Source organism: uncultured Sphingomonas sp. (assembly GCF_913774285.1).
GTDB lineage: Bacteria > Pseudomonadota > Alphaproteobacteria > Sphingomonadales > Sphingomonadaceae > Sphingomonas.
On sequence record NZ_CAJYHX010000025.1, the window covers coordinates 140479 to 164825 of the forward strand.

Below are 24347 nucleotides of genomic sequence, written 5' to 3' on the forward strand. Positions count from 1 at the left end.
CCTAGGGCCGCTGAAAGGTCCAGCGGCCGCTATCGCTGGCGGCATCGAACGGCATCAGCGCCGGCGTGCTCCGCCCGATGGCGACCAGCGCCCTGGGGTGCTTGGCATCGGCCTGCGCCTTGGGCTGGATGCGGTAGCTGCCGTCGGTCAGCTGATCGATGCGCCACAGCTGCTCGGCCGCACCGGTGAAGGCAGGTACCGCCTGCACGCTGCCCTCGGGACCCACCGCCAGCGCGCGTTCGGTGCCGGCTATCAGGATCTTGTAATAAGGCGCGCCGAACGCCCCGCCCGCCCCTTCCGCCGGCGCGATCGCCCAGAGCTGGTGCGCGCGCATCATGTAATCGCCGAGGCCGACCTCGATCGCGCCTTCGGGCCAGCTGACCCGGTTCTCGGCGAGCGTCTGGTTGGGGATCGGGCCGGTAGGGTCGCCGGGCTTGGCGAAGAAGCTGCGGCGCGCGTCGAACGGCATGCGCACGAAGTCGACCGCAAGTTCGAGCGCCCCGCCGCCGCGCTCGGACTGGATCTCATAGGTGCCGGCGGGCAGGTTCTCCCCAGCCACCGGCCAGCCGTCCTTCCACAACAGCGGCAGGATACCGAGCACGCTGCGCCCGCCGCGGTCGAGATCCGCCTCATAGTGCATCGAGAATTTCTCGACGCCGTCGCCAAGATCGAGCAGTCCGAAATGCCCCGGCCCGTACTGCCGCCCGCGCCCCGCCACGACCAGCTTGCCGCCGCCCTTGAGCAGCGGCACGCCCATATTGTCGACGAACGGCCCGGTCGGCGCGCGCGCACGTCCGACGCGGATGTTGTACGAGGAGTTCGGCCCGTCGCAGCAGGTGCCGTGGGTGCCGAGCAGATAATACCAGCCGTCGCGGTGCATCAGCGCGGTGGCTTCCATGTCGATCGCGACATCCACCGGCTGGCTGCCCGGCATCTTGTCCCCGGTCCTGGGATCGAGCTCGAGCATGCGGATAGTGCCGAAGTACGTGCCGTAGCTCAGCCACAGCCGCCCCTCGGCAAACAGGAACGCGGGGTCGATCGCATCGGCCGGCTCCAGCCCGTTGGTCGAGGCGACCACGCCGACATCGTGGAAGCCGAAGTCGGGCGACTTGGGGTCGAGCGACTTGGTCCACATCACCTTGACGTTGCTGGCATGGCCGCCGTTCATCCCCCCGCCGCCCACCGCATAGGCGACATAGAAGCGGTCGCCGATCTTGATGACGTCGGGCGCGACGCCGCCGCCGGGCCGCTCGCCGCCGCTCGTCCACGTCCAGCCATCCTCGGAGACGAGCCCGCCGCCGCGCGTGCCGAAGGTCCACCAGCGGCCGTCGGAATAGGTGATCGTCGAAGGATCGTGGATGAACGGCTCGCCCGCCAGCTGGGCGGAGGCGGCCTGGGGCTGGGCGAGCAGGAACAGCGCGGCGAGCGAAAGGCATGCGAACTTCATGGCGTTCCTCACTTCACATCGATCGAGATGTCGCGGATCGGCTTGCCGTCCTCGCCTACGAAGCGGGCGCAGAAATCGCTGAGGCCGGGGCCGTTGATCACCGCGCCGCGCAGGACATTGCGCCCTTTCCGCAGCGTGATCGGCCGCGACACCACGTCGTCCATCACCATCCGCCGATCGCCATAGAGTCCGGCAACCTCGCTGCCGTTCAGCCACCAGCGCGACGCCGAGTTGGAGCCCATCGCCAGCCGCACGCCGCGCATCTCGCGGGGCGCATTGATCACTGTCACCGCCCAGAAGATCACGCCATAGGTCGGCTTGCCGAGCCCCTGCGCGAGGTAGAAGAGCTTCACGTCGAACAGGCTGGAATCGAGCGCGTGCCAGCGTAAGCCTCCCGGCGCGGTATCGCCGTCGCGCGGCACCGCCTCGAACTTGCCGGGATAGGTGGCGGGCGCGATCACCCCGCGGACATAGCTGGGCGTGAAGCCGGTGTTGGTGCGGTTGGGCTTCACCACCGGTTCGAGCAGCAGCCAGCGGCGGAGAAAGCCATCGGCATCGGGCGCGATCGGATCGGCGGAGGCCGGGGTGAAATAGGGCGCGAGCCCGGTGGGCGGCGGCAGCTTCTCTTCCACCATGCCGGCGGTCTGCGCGTGCAGCGCTGCCGGTGCGGTCAACGCCAATGCCAGCGCGCACCACAGCGCAGCCGAACAGGGCCTGCCCATCGCCTCTGTCTCCTCTCCCCGGCGACTCAGAAGCGGCCACCGCTGTTATCGGTAACAGCATGGCTAGGCCGCGGCCCACTGCGCCGTCAACTGGCGAAACGATTGCCGCGCTTGACGTGCCAGCCGCCGAACGACTTACACTAGGTATTCCAATGCTATAGCACTGCACCGCAAGACATTGGTCTTGCGCGGAAGCGGCTTGATTTTCTCCGACTAAACTGTCCTAATGTGTGCGCTAACATCCAAGGCTGCCGACCCATGACGCCGGCCGCACTTAGGGGAGGAACCGCCGTGAAGATCGCTCCTGCCGCCATGGCCGCGGCCATGCTCGCCGTGCACCCCGTCCAGGCGCAGACCGCGCCGACGGCCGCTGCCCAGACCGCACCCATCGCCGAGGACTTCAAACCCTCGAAGCTCAACCAGCCGGGGCAGCAATATCCGCAGGTCAATTCGCAGGGCTATGTCCGCTTCCGCGTCGTCGCGCCCGAGGCGAGCGCGGTGAAGGTGAGCCTGGGCCTGGGCGGTCGCGGCGGCACCACGCTCACCAAGGCATCCGACGGCAGCTGGACCGGCACCACCGAAGGCCCGCTCGACGAAGGCTTCCACTACTATCACCTGACGATCGACGGCGGCACGTTCAACGATCCGGGCACGCTCAACTTCTACGGCTCCACGCGCTGGGAAAGCGGCATCGAGATCCCCGCGCATGACGCCGATTTCTATGCGCTGAAGGACGTGCCGCACGGCCGTGTCGAGCAGATCCTGTTCCCCTCCCCCAGCACCGGCACCCAGCGCCGCGCCTTCGTCTACACGCCCCCCGGCTATGAGAAGAACGCCGGCACCCGCTATCCGGTGCTCTACCTCCAGCATGGCTGGGGCGAGGACGAGACGGCGTGGAGCAACCAGGGCCATGCCAATCTGATCCTCGACAATCTCCTCGCCGAGGGCAAGACGCGGCCGTTCCTGATCGTGATGACCTATGGCATGACCAACGATGTGCGGCCGGGCCAGCCGGGCGGGCTCGCCAGCTTCGACATCAAGCCGTTCCAGACCGTGCTGCTGAACGAGCTGATCCCCTATGTCGACGCGCACTACCGCACGCTCGCCGACCAGAAGCATCGCGCCATGGCGGGCCTGTCGATGGGCGGGTTCGAGACCAAGCTGATCGCGCTCAAGAATCTCGATCGCTTCGCCTATATCGGCCTGCTGAGCGGCGGCACCATCTCGCTGGAGGATGTGAACGCCACGCCGGGCTATCGCGACAAGGTGAAGCTCAGCTTCGTCAGCTTCGGCAGCCGCGAGATCGAGGGTGGCCGCTCGGGCCCGCCGGGCGGCCCCAAGGTCGATCCGCGCGCCAATGCCGAGGCGATCAAGGCGGCGGGCATTCCCAGCGCGTTCTACGTTTCGCCGGGCACGGGTCATGAGTTCCAGACCTGGCGGCGCAGCCTGCACGAAATGGCGCCCTTGCTGTTCCGCGACTGACCCCGCCCCGGGGCACCCAAGAAAATCGATTGCGCGCGCAATTCGCTGCAAATATGCGCAATCGAAGACGATGCCATCGCGGGGGCAACCGCGGTGGCGTGCCGGGCAGAACAGGGGCGAAGCAGAGTGCGCAGCGCGAAGCGGCAGGATCGATACGTCGCGGGCCGCCGCTGGGTCGGGCCGGCCGCGCTTGCCCTGCTGCTCGCCTCGACCGGCACCGCCTTCGCACAGGACGCGCCCGCGCTCAGCTTCCAGGCCGCGCTCGCCCGGCTCGACAAGGCGTCGCCCGGGCTCAGCGGCGAAGACCATGCCGTCCGCGCCAGCGAGGACATCGCCGCCGCCACCCGCACGCTGCGCCGCCCGGTGGTCACCGCATCGGCCAGCGTGATCGAATATCAGAAGACGCTGTCGGTCGACCTGTCCGAGCCCAAGACCGATGCGCTCAATGCCGCCAACGGCCTTCTCGACCAGATCGGCGGCCAGTTCTCCGGCGAGAGCGCACAGATCGTGGCGCAGGTGACGCAGCGGATCGGCGCGGCCCTGCCCCGGCTGTTCGGCGCGATCCCCAACGCGCTGGAGTTCCAGACCCGCGACACCGTGTTCCGCCCGGCGATCACCGCAGCGATGCCGCTCTATACCGGCGGCGCGATTCCCGCCGTGCAGAAGGGTGCCGACGCGGCCGTGGGCATCGCCCGCGCCAAGCAGGCCGGCGGGCAGGATCTCTCCCGCGTCAATCTGGTGCGCGCCTATTTCGGCCAGAAGGTCGCGAGCCAGCTGACCGTCTCCACTCGCGAACAGCTCGAAGCTTTCGACCGCCACCTCTCCGACGCGCGCAAGCTGGAGGCGGAGGGCGTGCTCGCCCATGCCCGGGTGCTGGAGGTGGAGGTCGCGCGCAACACCGCCCAGCGTGCGCACGAACATGCCCGCAGCGAGGAAGCAATCGCCACCGATACGCTGGCGCGACTGCTCGACCAGCCCGCGGGCGTCACCGCCTCGACCCCGCTGTTCGTCCATTCGGAGCCGCTGCCGCCGCTCCAGCGCTTCCTCGACGGCGTCGATCAATCGCCGCGTGCGCAGGGTGCGGATGCCGCCAAGAGCGCGGCGCAGGCAGGCGTAGACCTCGCCAAGTCGCGCTACCGCCCCCAGGCCTTCGCCTTCGGCAGCTACAACGCCAACCGCAACAACGCGCTGCCGACCGAGCCGGACTGGATCGCCGGCGTCTCGCTGCGCATGACCTTGCTCTCCAACTTCGATCGGCAGAAGGCGCTGTCCGCCGCGCGCGAGAACCAGGCCGCCGCCGCCGATGCCGCCGCGCAAGCGCGCCGCGACGTCGCCGGTGAGATCGTCCGCGCCTGGAACATCGCCGAGGCGGCGCGCCGCTCCTTCCTGCTGCTCGATGCCAACCTCGCCGCCGCACAGGAAAATCTTCGCGTGCAGCAGCTCTCCTTCCGCGAGGGCGAGGTCGCCTCGTCGGCGCTGATCGACGCCGAGGCGGCGCTGTCGACGGTGCGCACCCAGCGGCTGGCCGCCGCCTATGAATATGACCTGGGGCTGATGGCGCTGCTCGCCGCCAGCCACCGCGTCGACGAGTATAGCAGTTTCATGGCGCGTGCCGACCGGCACGTGGAGGACCAGCAATGACCGACGAGACCGCGGCCCCGCCGCGCCGCAAGCCGCCTATCCTCGCGATCGTACTCGGTATCGCGGTGCTGGCGCTGATCGTCGGCGGGCTGTGGCTCGCCAACCGGCCCGCGCCCGAGCAGCTGCAGGGCATGGTCGATGCCGACGAGGTCAATGTCGCCACCAAGGCGCTCGCTCGCGTTGAGACGCTGGTGGCCGAGGAAGGCCAGCGCGTTCGCGCCGGCACGCTGCTCGCGACGCTGTCGAGCCCCGAGATCGCCGGCGGCAAGGCGCAAGCGCAGGGCGCGGTGGACGCCGCCCGCGCGATCGCTTCCGAAACCAACGAAGGCGCGCGGCAGGAAGACATCGCCTCGCTGCGCTCGACCTGGCAGGCGGCGCAGGCGGCGGCCGATCTCGCCGCAGTGACCAGCCGGCGCACCGCCAACCTCTATGCGCAGGGCGTGGTCGCGGCGCAGCGGCGCGACGAGGCGGCGGCGGCGCGCGACGCCAGCGCCAAGCAGGCCGAAGCCGCGCGCCAGCAATATCTCAAGGCGCTCGCCGGTGCCCGGCCGCAGAACAAGCAGGCGGCCAATGCGCAGGTACGCATCGCCGAGGCGGCGCTGCAAACCGCCACCGCGCTCGGCCGCGAGACGCAGCTCGTCTCGCCGATCGACGGCGAGGTGTCGCGCAAGCTGGTGCAGCCGGGCGAAGTCGTCAGCCCGGTGATCCCCGCCTATCAGGTGCTCGACATCGACCATAGCTGGGTAGCGCTCACCGTGCGTGAGGACAGGTTCAAGGGGATCGCGATGGGCAAGCGGCTGCACGGCCACATCCCCGCGCTGGGCCGTGACGGCGATTTCGCGGTCTACCAGATCGCCCCGCGCGGCGACTTCGCGACGTGGCGGGCGACGCGGCAGGCCTCGGGCTATGACGTTCGCGCCTTCGAGGTGAAGCTGCGCCCGGCCGCGCCGATCCCCGGCCTGCGCCCCGGCATGAGCGTGCTGTTCGACTGGCCGCAATGAGCGCGTTCGGCCAGGCCTTGCGGGCGGAGCTGCGCCATCTGGCGCGGGACCGCTGGGATCTGGCAGGGCTGACGCTGATCCCCGCGCTGCTGCTGTTGCTGATCGGCGCGATGTTCTGGCAGGGATCGATGCGGCGGCTGCCGATCGTGGTGGTCGACGACGATCGCAGCTCGGCGAGCCGCGCCATCCTCCGCGCGATCGACGCGGCGCCGCTGGTGCACATTGTCGCGATGCGCGCCACCGAGGCGGAGGCGGTGGAAGAGGTCCGCCGCGGCCATGCCAATGGCTTCGTCCACCTGCCGGAGGATCTCGGCGCCGGGCTGGCCCGCCACCGCACGCCGGTGATCCGCATCCTGTACAATGCCAGCTTCCTCTCCTCGGGCTCGCAGGCGGCGAGCGGCGCGGCGAGCGCCGTGCAGGCGGCGGCCGCGTCGCTGGTGGTGGATCAGCTTTCCGGCCATGCCCTGCCCCCGGACCCGACACGCCGCTTCGCCGTCGAGGCGGTGCCGCTCAACAACGCCGCGTCGAGCTTCGAATGGTTCCTCAGCACGCTGATCTATCCGGCGGTGCTGCATCTGGTCGCGGCCGTTACCTCCGCGATGGCGCTGGGCCGCGAACTGGAGGACCGCTCGCTCGGCGGCTGGGCTACGCGCAGCGGCGCGATCGTGCCCGCGCTGTTCGGCAAGCTGCTGCCCTATGTCGCGGCGGCGAGCCTGTGGGGGATCGCCTGGCTGCTGTTCGTGACGCTGGCACGCGGCTGGCGGGTGGAGGGCAGCATCGCGGCGATCGTCGCGGCACAGACGCTCTTCTACCTCGGCACCGCCGCGATCTCCGCGCTGCTGGTCGCCGCCACGCGCGAGACCGCCACGGCGCTGTCGGTCTGCGCGGTCTATGCCGGCTCGGCGCTGGCCTATGCGGGCGCCACCCTGCCGCTCAACGGCGGCAGCGGTTTCGCGCGCTTCTGGAGCCAGGTGCTGCCCCTCACCCATTATCTCACGCTCCAGACCGGGCAGCTGGGCGGGCAGGATCTCGCCACCATCGTGCCGCCGATGCTGGCGCTGCTCGCCTATGTGCTGGTGCCGGGCGCGCTCGCCTGGGCACTGATCCGGCGGCAGGCGCGATGAGCTTCGCCGCCGCCTTCCGCGCCACCTGGGCCGCGGTGCTGACCTCGCGCACCCTGCTCAGCACGATGCTGCTCGCGGTGGTGCTCTACGCCTTCTACTATCCCGCGCCCTACAGCCAGGAAGTGGCCCAGCAACTGCCGGTGGTGCTGGTCGACGAGGATGCCAGCGCGCTCAGCCGCGAACTGGTGCGCAACCTCGAAGCCACACGCGCCGTGATCGTGGTCGATCATGCCCCGAGCGTCGCCGAGGCGCAGGCGCGGCTGCGCGCCGGCAAGGCCGACGGCGTGGTGCTGATCGCGCGCGGGCTGCAACGCCAGCTCCGCACCGGTGCGCCGGGCGCCGGGATCGCGGTATGGGTCAACGCCTCGTACCTCCTGCGCGCCAGCACGATCGGCGAGGCGGTGACCGAGGTGCTGCGCGACCTCGCCGTCGAGAAGCTCGACATGCTGGGCCAGGCCGTGCGCGCGGGGCCGCCGGTGACCATCGTCCGCGAGCCGATGTTCAACCCGACCGCGGGCTACAAGGGCTATGTCTTCCCCGCCGTGGCCATCGTGATCATCCAGCAGACGCTGCTGTTCGGCGTCGCCACCTTTGTCGGCGGACGGCGGCGCGAGGGCCGCTGGCGGATGGGGCACGGCGAGTATCTCGGCACCTGGGCGGCGTTCACGTCCGTAGGGCTGCTGACCTGCCTGTTCCTGTTCGGCTTCATTTTCTGGGTCCAGGGCATCCCGCGCGACGAGAACGTCGCGGGGATGCTGCTCGCCGCGCCGTTGCTCGCGGCCTCGGTCGCCGGACTGGGCCTCTGGCTCGGCAGCCATTTCGACCGCTCCGAGCGGGCGATGGTGATCCTCGCCCCCACCTCCGCGCCCTTCTTCTTCCTGTCCGGCACCGCCTGGCCGCTCGATCAGATGCCCGGCTTCGTCCGCGCGCTGGCGCAGCTGATTCCCTCGACCAGCGGCGTGCATGTGTTCGTGCCGCTCAACCAGATGCACGCCAGCCTCGCCGACGTGGCACCGGGGGTGCTCACGCTGCTGGCGCTCGCGCTGGTCTATGGCGGGCTCGGCTGGTGGCGGATCGCCGGTCCGCGTCAGAAGCGGAAGCTGAGCCAGCCGGCGACGAAGTCAGAGCTCGCATAGCCCGCCTTGGTGAGCGCCGGCCCGGCGGCGAGATGCTCGTAGCGCCCGGTGAGCGACAGCCGCGGGGTGATCGCCCACACCGCCTGCACCCGCGCGACATCGGCGGTCCGGGAATCGCGGACGTTCTGCGTCCCCGCAAAGGGCTGGCCGTTGGCGCGGTACACGGCGTCGTGCACATTGGCCCGCCACGCCCGCTGGTATTCGAGGTTCAGCCGCAGCTTCGCGGTGGGCGACAGGTTGAGCGTCGGCGCGAATGCCACCAGGTTGCTCGGCGTGAGGAACAGGCCGTAGCTGTAATAGATGTTGTTGCCGAACGGCGCATAGGCGTTGCGCAGCTTGCCGTCGCCATAGCCGCCCCCGCCGCTGGCATAGTCCGCATGGAAGCCGATCCGGGGCGCGCGCTTGCCGGAGCCGATCCGGACATTCTGCGCGAAGAAGCCCTGCCAGGCATCGATCTGCTGGTCGCGCCAATAGCCCCATTGATGATTGATCGACCAGTCGATCGTCACCGGGCCTGCCTCGCCCCAGAGGTGCGTGCCGAGATAGAAGCGCGAGCCCGGGCCGATGCGGCCGCCCCAGGTGCCCACATTGTTGCGGCGACGCCAGAAGAAGGGATCGAAATAGAGCTTGGCGCCGCCCACCCAGGCCTTGGGCACGACGAAGCCGAGGCTCACGCCCGAGAAGCGCCGCGCCGGATCGACCACGTCGTCATCGGTGCCGAGATCGCCATATTGGGTGGGCTTGAGGTCGAACACGTCCACCCGCACCGTCTTGCCCCGCGCCCAGCCGCGAAAGCCGTTGAGCGTGTAGCGGATCGTATTGTTGTCGCGCTGCGAAACCAGCAGGTTCGGCCCGTCGGTGAACTCCTGCCGGCCATAGCGCGCGCCGACATCGATGCCGGCGACCTCGCCCTTGGCCTCGACGAACAGCTGCTGCACCGCCACGTCGTTGCGCAGCGTCGCGGCGGGCGCGCCGAGTTCGACGCCGCTGATGCCGCCATGCGCCACCTCGCCATAGACGCGGAGATGCTCGCCGAGGTGCAGATCGGCGCCGCCGACGAGCCGGACGATGTCCTGCCGCTGCGCGCGGCTGTCGCGCAGATTGGGGTTGGTGGTGTGGTTCATCCGCAGCCGCGCCTCGCCGGACAGGGTGACGTACACGTCGCCGCTGGGGGTGAGCTTGACGCATTTCAGCGCATCGATCGGATCGTCGCGCTTGGCGGGATCGCAGAGCTTGCGCCAGTCCTCCGCCCAGCGGGAAAGGTTGTAGCCGCCCGTCGTGGTGCCGTCGCCGGCGGCAGCGGCCGGGTAGCCGGCGGTTTCGACGACCTGCGCGGCGGCAGGCATGCTCAGGACGAGCGCCGGGGTGGCGCCCAGGACGCGGTACAGGATACGCATGGGAGGTTCCCTTTACTCGGCGGGGACGGCGTCGGCGGGCAACTGGTCGACCCGCGGCGCGCGGCCGTGCAGCGCGGCATCGAGCGCCTCGTGGTCGAGCCGTCCTTCCCAGCGCGATACGACCACCGTCGCCACCGCATTGCCGATGAAGTTGGTGAGGCTGCGGCACTCGGACATGAACCGGTCGACGCCTAGGATCAGCGCCATGCCCGCCACGGGCACGCTCGGCACGATCGACAGCGTCGCCGCCAGCGTGATGAAGCCCGCCCCGGTCACGCCCGCCGCGCCCTTGGACGACAGCATCGCCACGCCGAGCAGCAGCAGCTGCTGCTCGATCGAGAGGTGAACGTTCGTCGCCTGGGCGATGAACAGCGCCGCCAGCGTCATGTAGATGTTGGTGCCGTCGAGGTTGAACGAATAGCCCGTCGGCACGACCAGGCCGACGATCGTCTTGGGGCAGCCTGCGCGCTCCATTTTCTCGATCAGCGAGGGCAGCGCGCTTTCCGACGAGGAGGTGCCGAGCACCAGCAACAGCTCGGCCTTGAGGTACGCGATCAGCCGCAGGATCGAGAAGCCCGCCATCCACGACACCGCACCGAGCACGACCAGCACGAACAGCGCCGACGTGAGATAGAAGGTGCCGACCAGCATCGCGAGGTTGGCGAGCGTGCCGACGCCGTATTTGCCGACGGTGAAGGCCATCGCGCCGAACGCGCCGACGGGCGCCGCCTTCATCAGGATGGCGACGACCTTGAACATCGCCAGCGAGATGTCTTCCAGCGCGTGCGTGATCCGCTCGCCACGGTCGCCGACCAGCGCCAGGCCGATGCCGAACAGGATCGCGACGAACAGCGTCTGCAGGATGTTGCCGCCGGTGATGGCCGAAAGGAAGGTGTCGGGGATGATGCCGAGCAGGAAGCCGGTCAGCGTGCTCTCATGCGCCTTGGCGGCATAGTCGGCCACCTTGCCGGCATCGAGTGAGGCGGGATCGATGTTCAGCCCCGCCCCCGGCCGCACGACATTGGCCACGATCATGCCGACGACCAGCGCCAGCGTCGAGAAGAACAGGAAATATCCGAAGGCCTTGGCCGCGACCCGACCCACCGCCTTCAGGTCTCGCATCCCGGCGATGCCGGTGACGATGGTGAGGAAGATCACCGGCGCGATGATCATCTTGACCAGCTTGATGAACCCGTCGCCGATCGGCTTGAGCGCCTCGCCCGTGGCGGGGGCATAATGGCCGATCAGCACGCCCGCGATGATCGCGACCAGCACCTGCGCATAGAGATGCCGGTACCAGGGCAACGCCTTGGCGGGGACCGGCGCAGCTGCGCTGTCGTGGGACTCGGCGGGGATACGAACCATCACTTCCTCTCCTTCGGCCTCCGTTGTGCCGGTAGGACTCGATCGGTGCATTCTCGATTGCGGAAAGCTGCGGAGGAAGCAAAAAGCGGCTCAACCTTATATCGTTATTTTTCAGTCTTATAGCACCAATCCGCCACGGACGGTGCGCAAAAATCGGCACATACCTGCCGGGCAAAGTGCAAAATCTTGCACATCGCCCTGCACTGGCGGATAGCGAAGCGGTGACGCGACGCGACTCGTTCTCGGGCTGGCGCTACTGGGCGCTCGCCGCATTGCTCGGCGTGGCGGTGGCGGTCGCTGCCGGCTGGATCGCCGGGAATCGCACCCGCAACACGCTGGTCGCCGGCGCCCGCACCAATGCCCAGCTGCGCGCGGCCCTGCTCGACAGCGAGATCGCCCGCTTCCGCCTGCTGCCGCTGGCGCTCGGCGACGACCGCGACGTGGCCGCGACGCTGGCCGGGGCCCCTGCCGGCGCGCTCAACACGAAGCTGGAAACCCTCGCCCGCACCACCGGCGCCGCGGCGATCTACGTGATCGGCGCCGACGGCCGCACCCGCGCGGCGAGCAACTGGCGGACGCCGCAGAGCTTCGTCGGCTCCGACTATCGCTTCCGCCGCTATTTCCGCGAGGCGAGCAGCCGCGGCGAGGCCAGCCAGTTCGCGCTGGGCACGGTCAGCCGCCATTCGGGGCTCTACCTCGCCCGCCGTACGCCGCTGAACGGGGTGATCGTCGTCAAGCTGGAGTTCGATGCGATCGAGGCGGCGTGGCGGCGCGCGGGCGGCGACACCTATGTCGAGGATCCCGCCGGGCTGGTGCTCGTCGCCAGCGATCCGGGCCTGCGGTTCGCCGTCGCCCGCCCGATCCTGCCGGCGGTGCTGGCCGCGCTGCGGCGCGACGCCGCGCTGCCCGATAGCTCCGCGCCGGTGCTGTTGCCCCCCGCCCGCGGTGACCTGATCGAGGCGCGCGTGCCGACCAGCCAGCCGGGCTGGACGCTGGCGCTGCGCCGCGCAGTCGGCCCCGCCGTCGCGACGGCACAGCGGACCGCCGGGCTCGGCGCGCTGATGGCGGTGCTGGCGCTAGCGCTGCTGCTCTGGGGCCTGCGCCAGCGCGCGACCCAGCGCCAGCGCCGCACCTCCGAGCTCGAAACCGCGGTGGCCGAGCGCACCGCCGAACTGCGCCGCGAGATCGAGGAACGCGCCGCGCTCGAAGCCCGCGCCGCCGATCTGCGAGAAGGGCTGCGCCAGGCCAACCGCCTCGCCACGCTGGGCCAAGTCACCGCCAGCGTCGCACACGAGACGGCGCAGCCGGTCGCCGCGATCCGCACCTATGCCGAGACCAGCGTCCAACTGCTCGAGCACGGTGCGACCGACATGGTCCGCGACAATCTGGAGACGATCCGCCACCTGAGCGACCGGATCGGCGCGGTGACGGCGCAGCTGCGCGGCTTCTCCCGCCGCCAGCCGGGCGAGGTCCGTCCCCTGCCGCTGGCCGAGGTGCTCGACGGCGCGCTGCTGATCCTCAAGGAGCAGTTGCGCAGCGTGCGGCTGGAGCGCCCGGCGATCGGCGCGCACCTGCTGGTGATGGGCGGACGGGTCCGACTGGAACAGGTGTTCGTCAACCTGCTCCAGAACGCCGCCGAGGCACTGGCCGGGCGCCCGAACCCGACGATTACAATCCGCACCACGCTCGCCGACGGGCTGGTCTGGGTGCGCATCCAGGACAACGGCCCCGGCATCGCCCCGGACATCGCCGCACGGCTGTTTACCCCCTTCGCCACCAGCCGCAGCAATGGCCTGGGCCTGGGGCTGGTGATCGCCAGCGACATCATGACCGATCTTGGCGGCAGCTTGCGCTGGCTGCAGGGGGAAAGCGGCGCGTGCTTCGAGCTGGAGTTGCGCCGGGCATGAGCGTGCCCGTCGCCCTGGTCGATGACGATGCCGATTTCCGCGCGGCGCTCCTCCAGCTCCTGACGCTGGCGGGGCACGACGTCCGCCCCTTCGTCGATGCGCCCAGCGCGCTTGCCAGCATCGACCGCGACTTTCCCGGCGTGGTCGTCACCGATGTGCGGATGCCGGGCATGTCCGGGGTCGATTTCTTCCACCGGCTGCGGGCGATCGATCCCGAGCTGCCGGTGATCCTGATGACCGGGCACGGCGACGTCGCGATGGCGGTGGACGCGATCAAGGCGGGCGCGTGGGATTTCCTCACCAAGCCCTTCCCCGGCGACGCGCTGGCCGCGGCGCTGCAACGCGCCGGCACCGCGCGCACCCTCGCGCTGGAGAATCGGCGGCTTCGCGCCGCGACCAGCGAGAGCGACACAGCACTACTCGGCGAGGCGCCCGCGATCCGCCGACTTCGCGAGATGATCCCGGTGCTGGCCGATGCCGCGCTCGATCTGGTGCTCGAAGGCGCGACCGGCACCGGCAAGGAACTCTATGCCCGGCTGGTCCACCGTGCCGGCAGGCGGGCACGGCATCGCTTCCAGACGGTGGACTGCGCGACGCTGCCGCCGGGAATCGGCGCGCGGGAGCTGTTCGCCCGCGACGGGCTGGTCGCCCGCGCCGATCGCGGCACGCTGTTCCTCGACCATCTCGATCTCGCCCCGCCCGAGCTGCACCACCGGCTCGCCCAGTTCGCCGAGGCGCGCACCGTCGCCACCGAGCAGCGCGATCCCGATCCCGTCGACGTGCGGATCATCGCCGCGATCGGCGACGGCGGCGCGGCGGCGCTGCCCCCCGGGCTCTACCACCGGCTGGCCGGCGTGCCGCTGCGGCTGCCGCCGCTGGCCGAGCGGCGCGAGGACGTGCCGTTGCTCTTCGCGCACCTCGCGCAACAGGCCGCGCAGCGCCATCGCCGCCCCGCCCCGCCGCTCTCCGAAGCCGCGCACGCCGCCGCCCGGCGCGACTGGCCCGGCAATGTCCGCGAGCTGGAGCGGGCGGCGGAACGCTTCGTCCTCGGCCTCGAACCTGCGGCGGACGCAGGGCCAGTCGAGACGCGACCGCTCACCGAACGGCTGGAAGCCTTCGAGCGCAGCGCCATCCTCGACGCGATCGCAGCGGCGGACGGCGAGATCAATGCGGCGATCGCGGCGCTGGGCCTGCCGCGGAAGACCTTCTATTACCGGGTCAAACGGCTCGGCATCGATCTGCGGCGCGCCCGCGGGGTCGAATAGGGCAAGCAAGGAGACCGAAGGTGCGGCGTTTCGTCATCGTGGTGGATACCCAGGCCGATTTCATGCACGCCGATGGCGCGCTTTCGGTCGCGGGCGCCGAGGCGCTGATCGGGCCGATGCGGGCCTGGCTCGCCGCGCTCGATCCGGCGGAGACCGCGGGCGTGCTGTTCACCTTCGACACCCACACCACCGAGCGCTTCGCCGGATCGCCCGAGGCCGAACAATTCCCGCTCCACTGCGAACGCGGCACGCCGGGCTGGGCGAATGTGCTCGATCTCGCCGCGGTGGCGCCGGGCATTCCGGTCTATCGGATCGAAAAAGGTGTGTTCGACATGTGGGCCGAACCCGACCTGGCGATCGAGGCGGTCGACACCGGCGAGACCCAGCCGCGCGACGCCTTCTTCGCGGCACTGCGTGCAGACGGGGTCACGGAGCTGACCGTGATCGGCGTTGCCGCCGATTATTGCGTGCGCTGGGCGATCGACGGCGCGGTGGCACGCGGCTTCACCGTCGACGTGCCCGCCGCGCTCACCCGTGGGATCGCGCGGCCGATCGCGCAGGTGCTGGCGGAGGATTTTGCCGGCAAGCCCGTGCGGCTCGGCGAGGAAGTGCCCGCCAGCGCATAAGGCTGGCGGGCACCCTCCAGGGCCTCAGAAGGCGAGACGGACGCCGATGGTCCCGCCATTGTTGCTCCAGGCCGAGCCGAACTCGCCCCGCCAGCTGGCGAAGCCGGTCCAGCGGCCCTGGTGCACGGTCAGGCTGGCGCCGGCGATCGCGCTGCCCCGCGGCAGCCCGATGGCGTTGCCGGCAAAGGCGGTGCCGTCCGCCGCGACCAGCGTCGTCGCCAGTCCGCGCGCGGTGTCCGAACGGCGGTAGCCGATCGTCGCGTCGGGGATGATCTGCAGGCCGTTCGCCGTCTCGACGGTGTAGGACCAGCCGATCTGCGCGAAGGGCGAGGCGCTGGTGCGGCTCGATTCGATGCCGGTCACGCGGAAGCTGGCCGGCACCGCCCCGGCTTCGGCAAAGCCGTCGCTCCGCACGTGCGACACGAGGACGCCCGTCGCCGGGGTGATCGTGGCACCGGCCAGGGTGAAGGGCACCGCCGCCTGCGCGCCGCCCAGCCACTGGCTGACGTGCCGGCGCACCGAGGCCTGCCCCACGCCGGTCGCGCGCTGGGTGTTGACCCAGCCATAGGCATAGCTGCCGACCGCCGAGAGCCCGATCGGGCCGACCGGCACCGAGCCGTAGACGCTGGCGCGCAGCACGTCGGTATCGCCGCCGCCGCTGCTCTGATCCTTGTAGGACTGGCGCTCATAGCCGAGCGCCACGCCCAGCCGGCCGGTTGCGCCCACCGTCGTGTCGGCACCGCCCGAGACGCGGAAGCCCTGCGAGCGAAACGGCAACGATCCCTTGTCCGGATCCGCGACGAAGCGCTGCGCGCCGAACTGCATCCAGCTGCGCAGCCGCGGCCCTTGGCTGAGCGCGAGATTGTAGCCGGTATGGCCGCCGCCATCCGCCTGCGTACGGGACAGGAGCGCCACCGCATCCTGCTCGCCGGCGGCAGCAAAGGCGAAGTTCTGCGCGCTGAAAATCCGCGCATCGGCCGGGGCAACGACGACCGGCACCGGCGCCGGTCCTGCCGCCGGTGTCGCTGGCGTGGGCGTGGGCGTCGGAGTTGGAGTTGGAGTTGGAGTTGGGGTTGGCGTCGGGGTGGGCGTAGGCGTGGGCGCCGGAGTAGGCGTTGGCGCCGGGGTAGGCGTTGGCTCCGGACCGGGCGTCGGCGCCGGGGTAGGCGTGGGCGTCGGAGCAGGCGCCGGCGTCGGCGCGGGCGTGGGCGTCGGCGCGGGCGTGGGCATCGGAGCAGGCGTCGGCGTCGGTTCGGGCGCCGGAGGAGGCGTTGGCGTAGGCGTAGGCGTTGGCGTGGCCGCGATCGCGAGCTTCGCATCGAACGCGGTATAGAGGACATCGGCGCTAATCCCGGCAGGACGGGCCGCGCCGGTGGCGTCGGCAACCTGCGCAAAGGTACCGCTCAGCCCCTTGTCGGTGTGGAGGAAGGTTCGCGTGCCATCGGTATAGGTGCCCGGCGCCCAGGCGAGCGTAAGCGCACCGGAAAGCGCCGCCGTTTCGGAGACGTTGATCACGTCGATCGCGGAGGGCGATACGCCCAGGATCAGGTTGCCGCGATGATCGAGCGTGCCGTTCAGCGTCACGACATTGCCGATCACCCCGCCGTTGGTGAGATCGATCGTGCCGCGATTGACCAGCGCGAGCGTGTCCGCGGTTCCCAATGTGGGGTTGACCCCATTGCCGATATTGAAGGTGGAATCGGAATCGATGTTGAGGTTCCGCGCGCTCATGTTGCCGGTGAGCGTCCACTGCGTGCCGTGCAGGTTCATGGTCCGCCAGCCGCTGACGCTCACGCCCTTGGCCTCGTCAGAGACCGGAAGCGCTGCCCCCTTGAAGTCCATGTCGTTGAGGTTGAGAACGTGGTTCCACGCCGTGCTGCCGCCGGAAAGGCGCTTGACGCCGGCGAGTTGCTCGGCCCCGATCGCGTTCAGGTTGAGCGTGGCGACCTTCGTATCCAGCGTAGCGCCGAACGCAACGTCGCCGCGGATCGCGCCGCCCGACCAGTTCATCGTCACGGTATCCTCGATCCTGACAGGGCCGGTTATTGTCCCACCCTCCATGTTGAAGACGCTGTCGTCGCCAACGACGAGGACGCCATCGCCCTCCCCGACCGCCGTGCTGACATCGATCGTACCGGTGTTGGTGAACACCATGCCGCCGCCACCCACCTGGAAGCGTCGGGCGACCACCGAGCCTTCGTTTCGGATGAAGTTGTCCGGATCGATGCCATCGGCGAAGACCTCCACATCGCCGGCGATCGTCGCCGTGGGCCGAATCCACACCTTGGTGACGTCGCCGGACACCTCCAGCGCCATCTGGCTGGGGTCTGCGGTCACCGATCCGGCGACCTTCACGTCTATCATCTTCTGGGAAGAGCCGTAGATGCCGCGGAACCCGCTGAGCACGGCGGGCGCCTGAATATCGAGCGTGACGTTGCCGCCGGCGCGGGCGATCAGCGCCGTTGCGCCCTCGTTGACGCCCGCCCCTGCCGTGATCTCGCCGCCGGTCACCGTGAAGGAGACGCTGCCGCGGCCCGGCTGCACCAGCGAGACGGCGGCCACGCTCAGTTCCTCGGATTCCGGCACATGGATGGTGCCGGCGCTGGTGCCGACAAAGGTACCGTTGTCGATACCGACAAACTTCAAACCGAACACGCCGCTCAGCCGCGCGGTATCGGTGATGTCGACGACGATGTTGGGCGCGGTAATCGTGCCTGGGGCTTCCCCGTTGGTGCTGATCACCACGGCCGCGCCCGTAAGCTCGGACGTGGCTGCGCTATAGGTGCCGTTGATCGTGATGCGCGTATCGGCCGCCGGCTTGCGGAACTGCAGAGCATCCCAACCCGCGGTGACGATGCTGGTCGCATCATCCTTGAACGAGCGAATATTGTACATGGTGATGCCCGCAGCGTCCGTCTTGGAGGGCGCGCGAAGATAGAAGTTGGGCGATACGGTGACGTCGAGCGGGACCTTCTCCGTCCCGTAGAGATATTGCGACGCATCGGGCCCGGGCTTTGCCGGGCCGCCGGAGCACAGGAAGGTGCCGCTGTTCGCCGGCGTCTCGACGCAGGTCGCCGACTGCGCAAGCGCCTGCTGCCCCGCCAGCGCCACGATCGAAGCGCCGCCCAGCAGCAGGGCGCGCGAATAGTCTCGAATATGCATGGATTATCCCCCTTGATTCCCCCGTTCGCGGCAACCGCGCCCGGCAGCCGCCAAGGGCGGATCAAACCGCGATTCGCGGCGGAATTTTAGAGAAGGAGGGAGTTTTTGGCATGGTATTGGATGTCTCAAAATGTCTCAATTTCCATGCATCCAGACTAACCTGGCTCCCAAGCGTCCCGAAACCGGTCAACGAGCTACTAGACGTTTCGCCCGTGTCCGATAGCATTTACGCCGTAGACCGACCTTGGAGCGGCAAAGATGCGCATGGGTTGGCACCGCGTCAGGCGGGCGCGGCGAGGGAAGCGCGTAGCGTCTCCAGGTCGGGAAAGATCGGCGGGGGACGCCGCGGCCACGATCCGATCGGTCGCTGCTTCGGCATGGCGCGCGTCGAGCGCGTCGGTCGCACCAGGATAAGCGGCGATGCGGTTCTCGCCCGGCGCCGGCGCAGCAGGCCTCACCAAGCTGCCGACGACGAAGCCCCAGGCACCTTCATGGGCCGAGACATCCCCCATGGCCCGCCATTGTCATCGGCCCGGAAATCTCGGAAACGTGTAGGGTCGCAGAAGGAAAAACCCGGAGTAGCGGGCGGATGCATAGCCAGGTTGCCACCCCGTTCGGCGATCGGACGCCGCTGCACGAACTTGTCGTGCTGCGTCGCGATTCTCCCGAACCGCTGTATCTGCAGCTCGAGCAGCAGATCGCCGCGCTGATGGCGCAGCAGCTGCTACCGGCGGGGTCGACGCTGCCGCCCGAGCGCCAGCTGGCCGAAGCGCTCGGCATCAGCCGCAGCACGGTGCAGAACGGCTATGATGCGCTGCGGGCGCGCAAGCTGCTCGGCGGGCGCGGGCGGCGCGGGTCGGTGGTCCAGCCGGGCGGCGACAGCGCGATCGTGCCGCGGATGGACAAGCTCAAGGGCTTCACCCAGGAGATGCGCGAGCTGGGCCTGGAACCCTCCACCCGGCTGCTCGACTGCGAGGTGCGCACCGATCGATCGATTGCCTCGCTGTTCGGGCTGCAATCCGACGCCCGCTTCCTGCGGCTGGCGCGAATCCGCTACGGGGACGACCAGCCGATGACGATTCAATCCGCCTGGTACAACCTCACCGCCGCGCCGGAGCTCGAAACCGCCGATCCGCTGGGATCGATCTACCAGCAGCTTGCCGATGCCGGACTGAAGCTGACACATTGCGAGCAGAGCATCGAGGCGACGATGGCCTCGCCGCAGGAAAGCGCGGTGTTTGGCTTCGAGCAGCCGACGCCGTGCCTGCTGATCAAGCGGCGCAGCTTCGTCCCCGGCGGCGCGATGGTCGAATATGTCGAGGGGGTGTTCCGCGGGGACAGCTATGTCTATCGAATGCAGCTCGACGCCTGACGCGAGAGGCGCGGACGCCGCCGCTCTGGCGCAAGCGACGGCTTCCGTCCGGGGTTGACGCCGCGACGTGCCGCTCAGCGCGACGCCGACGCGAGATAGTCGTGCACCACTTCGCCCGGCGCCAGCGTGAGGTCGGCGAGGATATGCGTCGCCGAGAGGACCTCCAACACCGGCAGCTTGGCGACGGGCGCAAGGCAATGCGGATGGAGCTCAAGGCTCCCCGGGCCTGTCCAGGCCCCCTTCACGACGACGTCCTGCGGCGCATAGCGGACCAGCTCGCACACGCGTGCGGTACCGTCGACATGCGGCAATACTTTCAGAAGGAACGTCGGCGTGGTCAGGAAGTCCGCCACCTTGTCGTGATCGAGTGCCTTGTGCTTGTAGGCCATGGTCGCGGTCGCGACGCGGACGCCGTTATAGTCGAGCGTGCCGACGATCGCGTCGTTGCGGACTTCCAGCTTGGGCTGGGCGAACATCTTGGGAAAGCCCCACAGCTCGCGCCCCGAGGCGATGCCGGCCTCGCTGTCGAGATACATCGCATGGGTGAAGCCGCCGGGCACGCCCCGATACTGGACCGGCAGCACCTGCCCTGACTCGGTATAATCGCCGAGACCGCTCGAGTCCGGCATCTTGATGAATTCATATTTCACGATCGGATCGGCGGGCAGCAACGGCGCCGGGATCGCTCTGGCAAGGGCTTCGGGATCGGTGCGATAGGCGATGATCACGAATTCGCGGTTGATGAAGCGGAACGGCGGCTTGGGATAGGCAGGGCTGCTGACGGGCATCGCATAGGCCGATGCGCGGATTTCTTCCTCGGTCATGTTGGTGTCCCTTCTGGTGGTAAGCGGCGGTGTGCACGGATCTGTTTCGGGGGAGGCCGAAGCGCGCCCTGCGGGTCAGGCCGGTCGCTGCGCCGAACGACGCCGCCCCTTTTCCCGCGCGAAGGCGGCCGGGGTCGAACCCAGCCGTTCGCGAAAGCGACGCGTGAAATGGCTCTGGTCCGCAAAGCCGGTCATCAGCGCCACTTCCGCGATCGGAAGATCGGTCTCGGCGAGCAGACGCTGGGCGTGGAGAATGCGTCGGGCCTCCACATAGGCGAGCGCAGTCGTGCCGGTGCTGCGCTTGAACAGCCGTGAGAAATGGAAGCGGCTGACCTTGATCAGCGCCGCCAGTTCGACGAGTTCGATGCTGCGGTCGATGTTCCGGTCGATATAGTCGGTGATCCGTGCCAGTTCGGCGCGGCCCAGCCCCGCCGTCTGTCGGCATGCCGATACCGCGCCGCGCAGGCCGCTGAGTTCCACCGCCAGCGCGCGCTGGATCGTTTCCGTGATCCGCTCGGTAGATGCGGCCGGCAGGCTGTCGAGCGCGTCGAGCAGGCGCTCGACGAGACATCGGGCCAACGCCTCCCGTTCCACCGCGTCGCCACTGCACGCGGGGGGCACCGCCGGCAGGTCGGCGAGGCCCATCGGAAGCGCGGCAGTCCCCGCCCTCGCACGCGCGCGGCGCACCGGCACCAGCGCTCGGCGGTGCTCCCCAAGCATGGCCGATTCCGGTGCGAGGAGCGTCCCGGAGGCCACGGCTTCGCTGCGGAACGCCAGGCGGAACGGCCCGAAGCCCACTCCTTCTGAAGACATGGTTGGTCATCCGGATAGTCCCTGTTGCCGCGGTTCCTATTCGTCGCCGCAGCGGCGCGGCGTTACTTGGCGTGACTCGTTGCGGTCTAACGGGATGCGGGAGGCGCGGACGGCAGCACGACGATCGCGCCGGCGGATGGAAGCTCCGAACGCGCACCATTGCCCATTGTGGCCGCTCGGGCACCATGCACATATCGTCCGCGGGAACGCGTTTCACGGTGGGCGTCCGATCTTCCACGGTCTCGGCAACGGCGGCGTTGTCACCCACGCACTCAGCCCGGCGCAGGCTCGTCCCGCCCGCGCTTCTGGGTCGAGCCCCGCAAGCAGTTGTTCGGCTTCGAGCCGGACCCGGCCTACTTGGTCGCTCCTTCCAGCCCGAAGCGGTCAACGGCATGATCGGGCGGTTGCGCGTCTACGGCGACGGCACACTGGAGACGGCGTTCCTTCCCATTTGGAATGCGCGCCCCCGGGGCAGCCCCGAAGTGGCACGGGGCAACCGCGCGAAAGAGGTCTCCGCTTGTATCGAAGCGATAAGCTTGCAGGCGAGCCTTCCGCCCCTGTCCTGCGAATGGCAGGGCCTTGAGTAGGGACCGAGCATTGTCGGGACGCCTGCTCTCGGCGCTAGGCCGGACATCCATCCGTTCAGCCTGGGCGAGCGGACGATCCCGCTCGCGGCTCGCGCGTGAGGCCTTCCGGCAGCGCGTCGAAGCCAGCGACCGGCCGCGCATGGGTGCACTGGGCCCCATGTAGAAAACATAGGTACATCACGCGACCGCGAGCGCGGCATGCCAGGTCGAGCGGCGCGCCTACAGCGCCGCCGCGACCTCACTGATGAGGTTGCGCAGCCAGCGATGCGCCGGGTCCTGGCGATAGCGGACGTGCCAGGCCATCTCGACCGGGAAGGTCCCAAGGTCGACGGGCGCCTCGAGCACCTTCAGCCGCGGATCATGCGCCAGCCTGCGGCAGATCAGCGACGGCAGCGTCGCGCAATAATCGGTGACTGCGACCATCTCCGCCACCGCGAAGAAGTTGGTGACGGAGATCGCCACGTCGCGCTTCAGCTGCTGCTGCGCCAGTGCCTGGAACAGCCCGGCGCGCATCCGCCCCGGCGGCACGATGTTGACGTGCTTCATGCCCTCGAACTGTTCGCGGGTGATCCGGTCTCCCACTTCCGGATGCCCCGCCCGCACCACGCAGGCCAGCCCCTCGTCCATCACATGCTGGACGACCAGATTGTCGGGCGGATCGACGACGGGGCCGAGCACCAGCGCCGTCGTGCCCGAGACGACGCCGGTTTCGACCAGGTCGTTACCATAGGGCGTCAGCCGCAGCTTGATGCCTGGCGCCACCTGCTGGAGCCGCGCCACCACCGCGGGCACCAGCACGAACTCGACATAGCCGTTGGGCGCGATCGTCAGCAGGCGTTCGGCGGTGGCGGGATCGAACTCCTGCTGGCCGAGCACCGCATCGTCGAGCCGGGCCAGCGCCTCGGCGATCGCCGGCGCCAGTTCCAGTGCGATCGGCGTCGGCTGGATGCCGTAGCGCTCCCGGATGAAGAGCTGGTCCTGCAGCATCAGCCTTAGCCTGGCGAGCGCGTTGGACAGCGCCGGCTGCGTCATCCCCATCCGGTCGGCCGCGCGGGTGACGCTGCGCTCCTCCATCAGCGCCACGAAGATCGGCAGCAGGTTCAGGTCGTAGCGCATACAGTCATATTGCTTCCAGCATATCTGTAATCAAGAAGATAAACTTCTGGAATATGTCGGGCGGGGCCATGTTGCACCTGCCGCAGCGGTTGCGGCGCACCGCATGAAAGGCTTCCATCATGACCAAGGGCACCATTCTCATCCTCGGCTCCAACGCGACGCAGATCGAGCTGCGCGGCGGCGGCAGCGCCACGATCGGCCAGTATCTGAACGAAACCGTGGTCCCCACGCTGGCGCTGATCGACGCCGGCTACGACGTGGTGCTCGCCACGCCCGACGGCACCAAGCCGATCATCGACGCCGTGTCGGACACGGTCGACCATTTCGGCGGCAACCAGGCCTCCTATGACCGGGCCCGCACCTTCTTCGCCGATGCGCCCGAGATGAACGCCGTGCAGACGCTGCGCGCGGTGATCGAAGGCGGGCTGGACCAGTTCGCCGGCGTGTTCGTGCCCGGCGGCCATGCCCCCGCGGTCGACCTGATGCAGGACGCCGATGCCGGCACCATCCTGCGCCACTTCCATGCTGCCGGGAAGCCGACGGCGCTGCTCTGCCACGGCCCGGTCGCCGTCCTGGCAGCACTCCCCGAGGCCGCGGCCTATCGCGCGGCGCTCGCCGCCGGCGACACCGAAAAGGCCACTGCGCTGGGGCAGGACTGGATCTATGCCGGCTATGGCATCACCGTGTTCTCGGCGAGCGAGGAGAAGATCGCCGAGGAACAGCTGCTGGGCGGCGCGCTGCTGTTCGACATGGAGCGCGCGCTGCGCACGGCGGGCGGCAACGTCTCGGTCACCGTGACCAACTTCGCGCCCAACGTGGTCGTGGACCGCGAGTTGATCACCGGGCAGAATCCCGCTTCGGACCACCAGCTTGCCGCCGCGCTGGTCGACGCGCTCGACCGCGCCCAGCGGTGAGCACCCGCATGACCGGTGGAGCGCTGCGCCTGCGCTCCACCGCCCTTCCCCGAGCAAACAGGAACTCCATCATGTCCACCAACGTGAAAACCGTCGCGATCCTCACCGCCCATGCCGGCAAGGTGGCGGAACTCCGCCAGCTGCTCGATGCGATGCTCGCGCCCAGCCGCGCCGAGCCGGGCAATTTGCGCTACGATCTCTGGCAGGACCGCGACGATCCCGCCCGCTTCGTGCTCGACGAACTCTATGCCGATGCCGATGCCGTGGCCGCCCACCGCGCGAGCCCGCACTTCCAGGCCTATGCCGCCAAGATCGCCGACCTCGCCGAGCGGACCGCGATCCCGCTCACGCCCGTCGCCGTCGCCGTCGCCTGATCATCGGCATCGAACGCGCGGGCGGCGCCAAGCGCTGACGCAGGATCGCTCCGCGCCGTCGGTCCTCCCGGT

At 69.3% G+C, this 24347-nt stretch carries 19 protein-coding genes; 11 read left to right on the plus strand and 8 right to left on the minus strand.

Annotation, left to right across the window (positions count from 1 at the left end; genetic code table 11):
* Position 1: 1 nt before the first annotated feature.
* Together QZ670_RS12575 and QZ670_RS12580 are read right to left on the minus strand one after the other, a co-directional pair.
* Positions 2 to 1447: a family 43 glycosylhydrolase gene (locus QZ670_RS12575; RefSeq protein WP_294255870.1), complete on the minus strand. Its 1446-nt coding sequence runs from the start codon at positions 1445 to 1447 to the stop codon at positions 2 to 4.
* An 8-nt stretch (positions 1448 to 1455) separates the two neighbouring features.
* A complete protein-coding gene (locus QZ670_RS12580; RefSeq protein ID WP_294255873.1) occupies positions 1456 to 2169 on the minus strand; it encodes an acetylxylan esterase in 714 nt (237 codons plus the stop codon).
* A 291-nt stretch (positions 2170 to 2460) separates the two neighbouring features.
* Here QZ670_RS12580 and QZ670_RS12585 point away from each other — a divergent pair, with 291 nt between their 5' ends.
* The 5 genes from QZ670_RS12585 (at position 2461) to QZ670_RS12605 (ending at position 8553) form a co-directional block, all read left to right on the plus strand.
* A complete protein-coding gene (locus QZ670_RS12585) occupies positions 2461 to 3651 on the plus strand; it encodes an alpha/beta hydrolase-fold protein (protein ID WP_294255876.1) in 1191 nt (396 codons plus the stop codon).
* A gap of 126 nt (positions 3652 to 3777) precedes the next feature.
* A complete protein-coding gene (locus tag QZ670_RS12590; protein WP_294255879.1) occupies positions 3778 to 5292 on the plus strand; it encodes a TolC family protein in 1515 nt (504 codons plus the stop codon).
* Positions 5289 to 6293 carry an efflux RND transporter periplasmic adaptor subunit gene (locus tag QZ670_RS12595; protein ID WP_294255882.1) on the plus strand — a complete coding sequence of 335 codons (1005 nt, stop codon included), beginning with the start codon at positions 5289 to 5291 and terminating at the stop codon, positions 6291 to 6293. Before QZ670_RS12590 ends, QZ670_RS12595 begins: the two co-directional genes overlap by 4 nt.
* Positions 6290 to 7417, plus strand: coding sequence for an ABC transporter permease (locus QZ670_RS12600; RefSeq protein WP_294255885.1), 1128 nt, complete (start codon positions 6290 to 6292; stop codon positions 7415 to 7417). Before QZ670_RS12595 ends, QZ670_RS12600 begins: the two co-directional genes overlap by 4 nt.
* Complete coding sequence (locus QZ670_RS12605; RefSeq protein WP_294255886.1) at positions 7414 to 8553, plus strand: ABC transporter permease; 1140 nt, start codon at positions 7414 to 7416, stop codon at positions 8551 to 8553. The genes QZ670_RS12600 and QZ670_RS12605 overlap by 4 nt, the downstream gene beginning before the upstream one ends.
* On the opposite strand, the gene QZ670_RS12610 is transcribed toward QZ670_RS12605, so the two are convergent.
* Positions 8505 to 9950, minus strand: a complete 1446-nt coding sequence (locus tag QZ670_RS12610; RefSeq protein ID WP_294255888.1) for an alginate export family protein — start codon at positions 9948 to 9950, stop codon at positions 8505 to 8507. The genes QZ670_RS12605 and QZ670_RS12610 overlap by 49 nt on opposite strands.
* Positions 9951 to 9962: 12 nt before the next feature.
* Entirely contained in the window at positions 9963 to 11315 is a 1353-nt protein-coding gene (locus tag QZ670_RS12615) for a dicarboxylate/amino acid:cation symporter (RefSeq protein WP_294255891.1), read from the minus strand.
* Between the two features lie 221 nt (positions 11316 to 11536).
* Here QZ670_RS12615 and QZ670_RS12620 point away from each other — a divergent pair, with 221 nt between their 5' ends.
* From QZ670_RS12620 to QZ670_RS12630, 3 genes are read left to right on the plus strand one after another with little or no spacing between them, the layout of a single operon-like run.
* Positions 11537 to 13222 (plus strand): ATP-binding protein, encoded by a 1686-nt coding sequence (locus tag QZ670_RS12620; protein WP_294255893.1) that lies wholly within the window; start codon positions 11537 to 11539, stop codon positions 13220 to 13222.
* The gene (locus QZ670_RS12625; RefSeq protein ID WP_294255895.1) at positions 13219 to 14487 is read left to right on the plus strand and encodes a sigma-54 dependent transcriptional regulator; all 1269 of its coding nucleotides are present in this window, start codon (positions 13219 to 13221) and stop codon (positions 14485 to 14487) included. The genes QZ670_RS12620 and QZ670_RS12625 overlap by 4 nt, the downstream gene beginning before the upstream one ends.
* 20 nt (positions 14488 to 14507) lie before the next feature.
* Positions 14508 to 15113: an isochorismatase family protein gene (locus QZ670_RS12630; RefSeq protein WP_294255897.1), complete on the plus strand. Its 606-nt coding sequence runs from the start codon at positions 14508 to 14510 to the stop codon at positions 15111 to 15113.
* A 24-nt stretch (positions 15114 to 15137) separates the two neighbouring features.
* Here QZ670_RS12630 and QZ670_RS12635 read toward each other — a convergent pair whose 3' ends face one another.
* Positions 15138 to 18275 carry an autotransporter outer membrane beta-barrel domain-containing protein gene (locus QZ670_RS12635; RefSeq protein WP_294255898.1) on the minus strand — a complete coding sequence of 1046 codons (3138 nt, stop codon included), beginning with the start codon at positions 18273 to 18275 and terminating at the stop codon, positions 15138 to 15140.
* 589 nt (positions 18276 to 18864) lie between these two features.
* Between QZ670_RS12635 and QZ670_RS12640 the strand changes: the two genes are divergently transcribed.
* Positions 18865 to 19647 carry a GntR family transcriptional regulator gene (locus QZ670_RS12640; RefSeq protein ID WP_294255900.1) on the plus strand — a complete coding sequence of 261 codons (783 nt, stop codon included), beginning with the start codon at positions 18865 to 18867 and terminating at the stop codon, positions 19645 to 19647.
* A 74-nt stretch (positions 19648 to 19721) separates the two neighbouring features.
* Here QZ670_RS12640 and QZ670_RS12645 read toward each other — a convergent pair whose 3' ends face one another.
* The 3 genes from QZ670_RS12645 to QZ670_RS12655 all read right to left on the minus strand — a co-directional run bounded on the left by QZ670_RS12645 (position 19722) and on the right by QZ670_RS12655 (position 22987).
* Entirely contained in the window at positions 19722 to 20471 is a 750-nt protein-coding gene (locus QZ670_RS12645) for an acetoacetate decarboxylase (protein ID WP_294255904.1), read from the minus strand.
* Between the two features lie 75 nt (positions 20472 to 20546).
* Positions 20547 to 21284 carry an AraC family transcriptional regulator gene (locus QZ670_RS12650; RefSeq protein ID WP_294255906.1) on the minus strand — a complete coding sequence of 246 codons (738 nt, stop codon included), beginning with the start codon at positions 21282 to 21284 and terminating at the stop codon, positions 20547 to 20549.
* 806 nt (positions 21285 to 22090) lie between these two features.
* Complete coding sequence (locus QZ670_RS12655; RefSeq protein WP_294255908.1) at positions 22091 to 22987, minus strand: LysR family transcriptional regulator; 897 nt, start codon at positions 22985 to 22987, stop codon at positions 22091 to 22093.
* Between the two features lie 119 nt (positions 22988 to 23106).
* Here QZ670_RS12655 and QZ670_RS12660 point away from each other — a divergent pair, with 119 nt between their 5' ends.
* Both QZ670_RS12660 and QZ670_RS12665 read left to right on the plus strand, forming a co-directional pair.
* The gene (locus QZ670_RS12660) at positions 23107 to 23901 is read left to right on the plus strand and encodes a type 1 glutamine amidotransferase domain-containing protein (RefSeq protein WP_294255909.1); all 795 of its coding nucleotides are present in this window, start codon (positions 23107 to 23109) and stop codon (positions 23899 to 23901) included.
* Positions 23902 to 23972: 71 nt separating this feature from the next.
* Complete coding sequence (locus QZ670_RS12665) at positions 23973 to 24275, plus strand: putative quinol monooxygenase (protein WP_294255911.1); 303 nt, start codon at positions 23973 to 23975, stop codon at positions 24273 to 24275.
* The last annotated feature ends 72 nt before the right edge of the window (positions 24276 to 24347 follow it).

What these genes read in the sequence shown, in the direction of transcription:
- QZ670_RS12575 (WP_294255870.1), bottom strand. Translation starts at nt 1,447, where the DNA reads ATGAAGTTCGCATGCCTTTCGCTCGCCGCGCTGTTCCTGCTCGCCCAG.
- QZ670_RS12580 (WP_294255873.1), bottom strand. Translation starts at nt 2,169, where the DNA reads ATGGGCAGGCCCTGTTCGGCTGCGCTGTGGTGCGCGCTGGCATTGGCG.
- QZ670_RS12595 (WP_294255882.1), top strand. Translation starts at nt 5,289, where the DNA reads ATGACCGACGAGACCGCGGCCCCGCCGCGCCGCAAGCCGCCTATCCTC.
- QZ670_RS12600 (WP_294255885.1), top strand. Translation starts at nt 6,290, where the DNA reads ATGAGCGCGTTCGGCCAGGCCTTGCGGGCGGAGCTGCGCCATCTGGCG.
- QZ670_RS12605 (WP_294255886.1), top strand. Translation starts at nt 7,414, where the DNA reads ATGAGCTTCGCCGCCGCCTTCCGCGCCACCTGGGCCGCGGTGCTGACC.
- QZ670_RS12610 (WP_294255888.1), bottom strand. Translation starts at nt 9,950, where the DNA reads ATGCGTATCCTGTACCGCGTCCTGGGCGCCACCCCGGCGCTCGTCCTG.
- QZ670_RS12615 (WP_294255891.1), bottom strand. Translation starts at nt 11,315, where the DNA reads ATGGTTCGTATCCCCGCCGAGTCCCACGACAGCGCAGCTGCGCCGGTC.
- QZ670_RS12625 (WP_294255895.1), top strand. Translation starts at nt 13,219, where the DNA reads ATGAGCGTGCCCGTCGCCCTGGTCGATGACGATGCCGATTTCCGCGCG.
- QZ670_RS12635 (WP_294255898.1), bottom strand. Translation starts at nt 18,275, where the DNA reads ATGCATATTCGAGACTATTCGCGCGCCCTGCTGCTGGGCGGCGCTTCG.
- QZ670_RS12640 (WP_294255900.1), top strand. Translation starts at nt 18,865, where the DNA reads ATGCATAGCCAGGTTGCCACCCCGTTCGGCGATCGGACGCCGCTGCAC.
- QZ670_RS12645 (WP_294255904.1), bottom strand. Translation starts at nt 20,471, where the DNA reads ATGACCGAGGAAGAAATCCGCGCATCGGCCTATGCGATGCCCGTCAGC.
- QZ670_RS12650 (WP_294255906.1), bottom strand. Translation starts at nt 21,284, where the DNA reads ATGTCTTCAGAAGGAGTGGGCTTCGGGCCGTTCCGCCTGGCGTTCCGC.
- QZ670_RS12655 (WP_294255908.1), bottom strand. Translation starts at nt 22,987, where the DNA reads ATGCGCTACGACCTGAACCTGCTGCCGATCTTCGTGGCGCTGATGGAG.
- QZ670_RS12660 (WP_294255909.1), top strand. Translation starts at nt 23,107, where the DNA reads ATGACCAAGGGCACCATTCTCATCCTCGGCTCCAACGCGACGCAGATC.
- QZ670_RS12665 (WP_294255911.1), top strand. Translation starts at nt 23,973, where the DNA reads ATGTCCACCAACGTGAAAACCGTCGCGATCCTCACCGCCCATGCCGGC.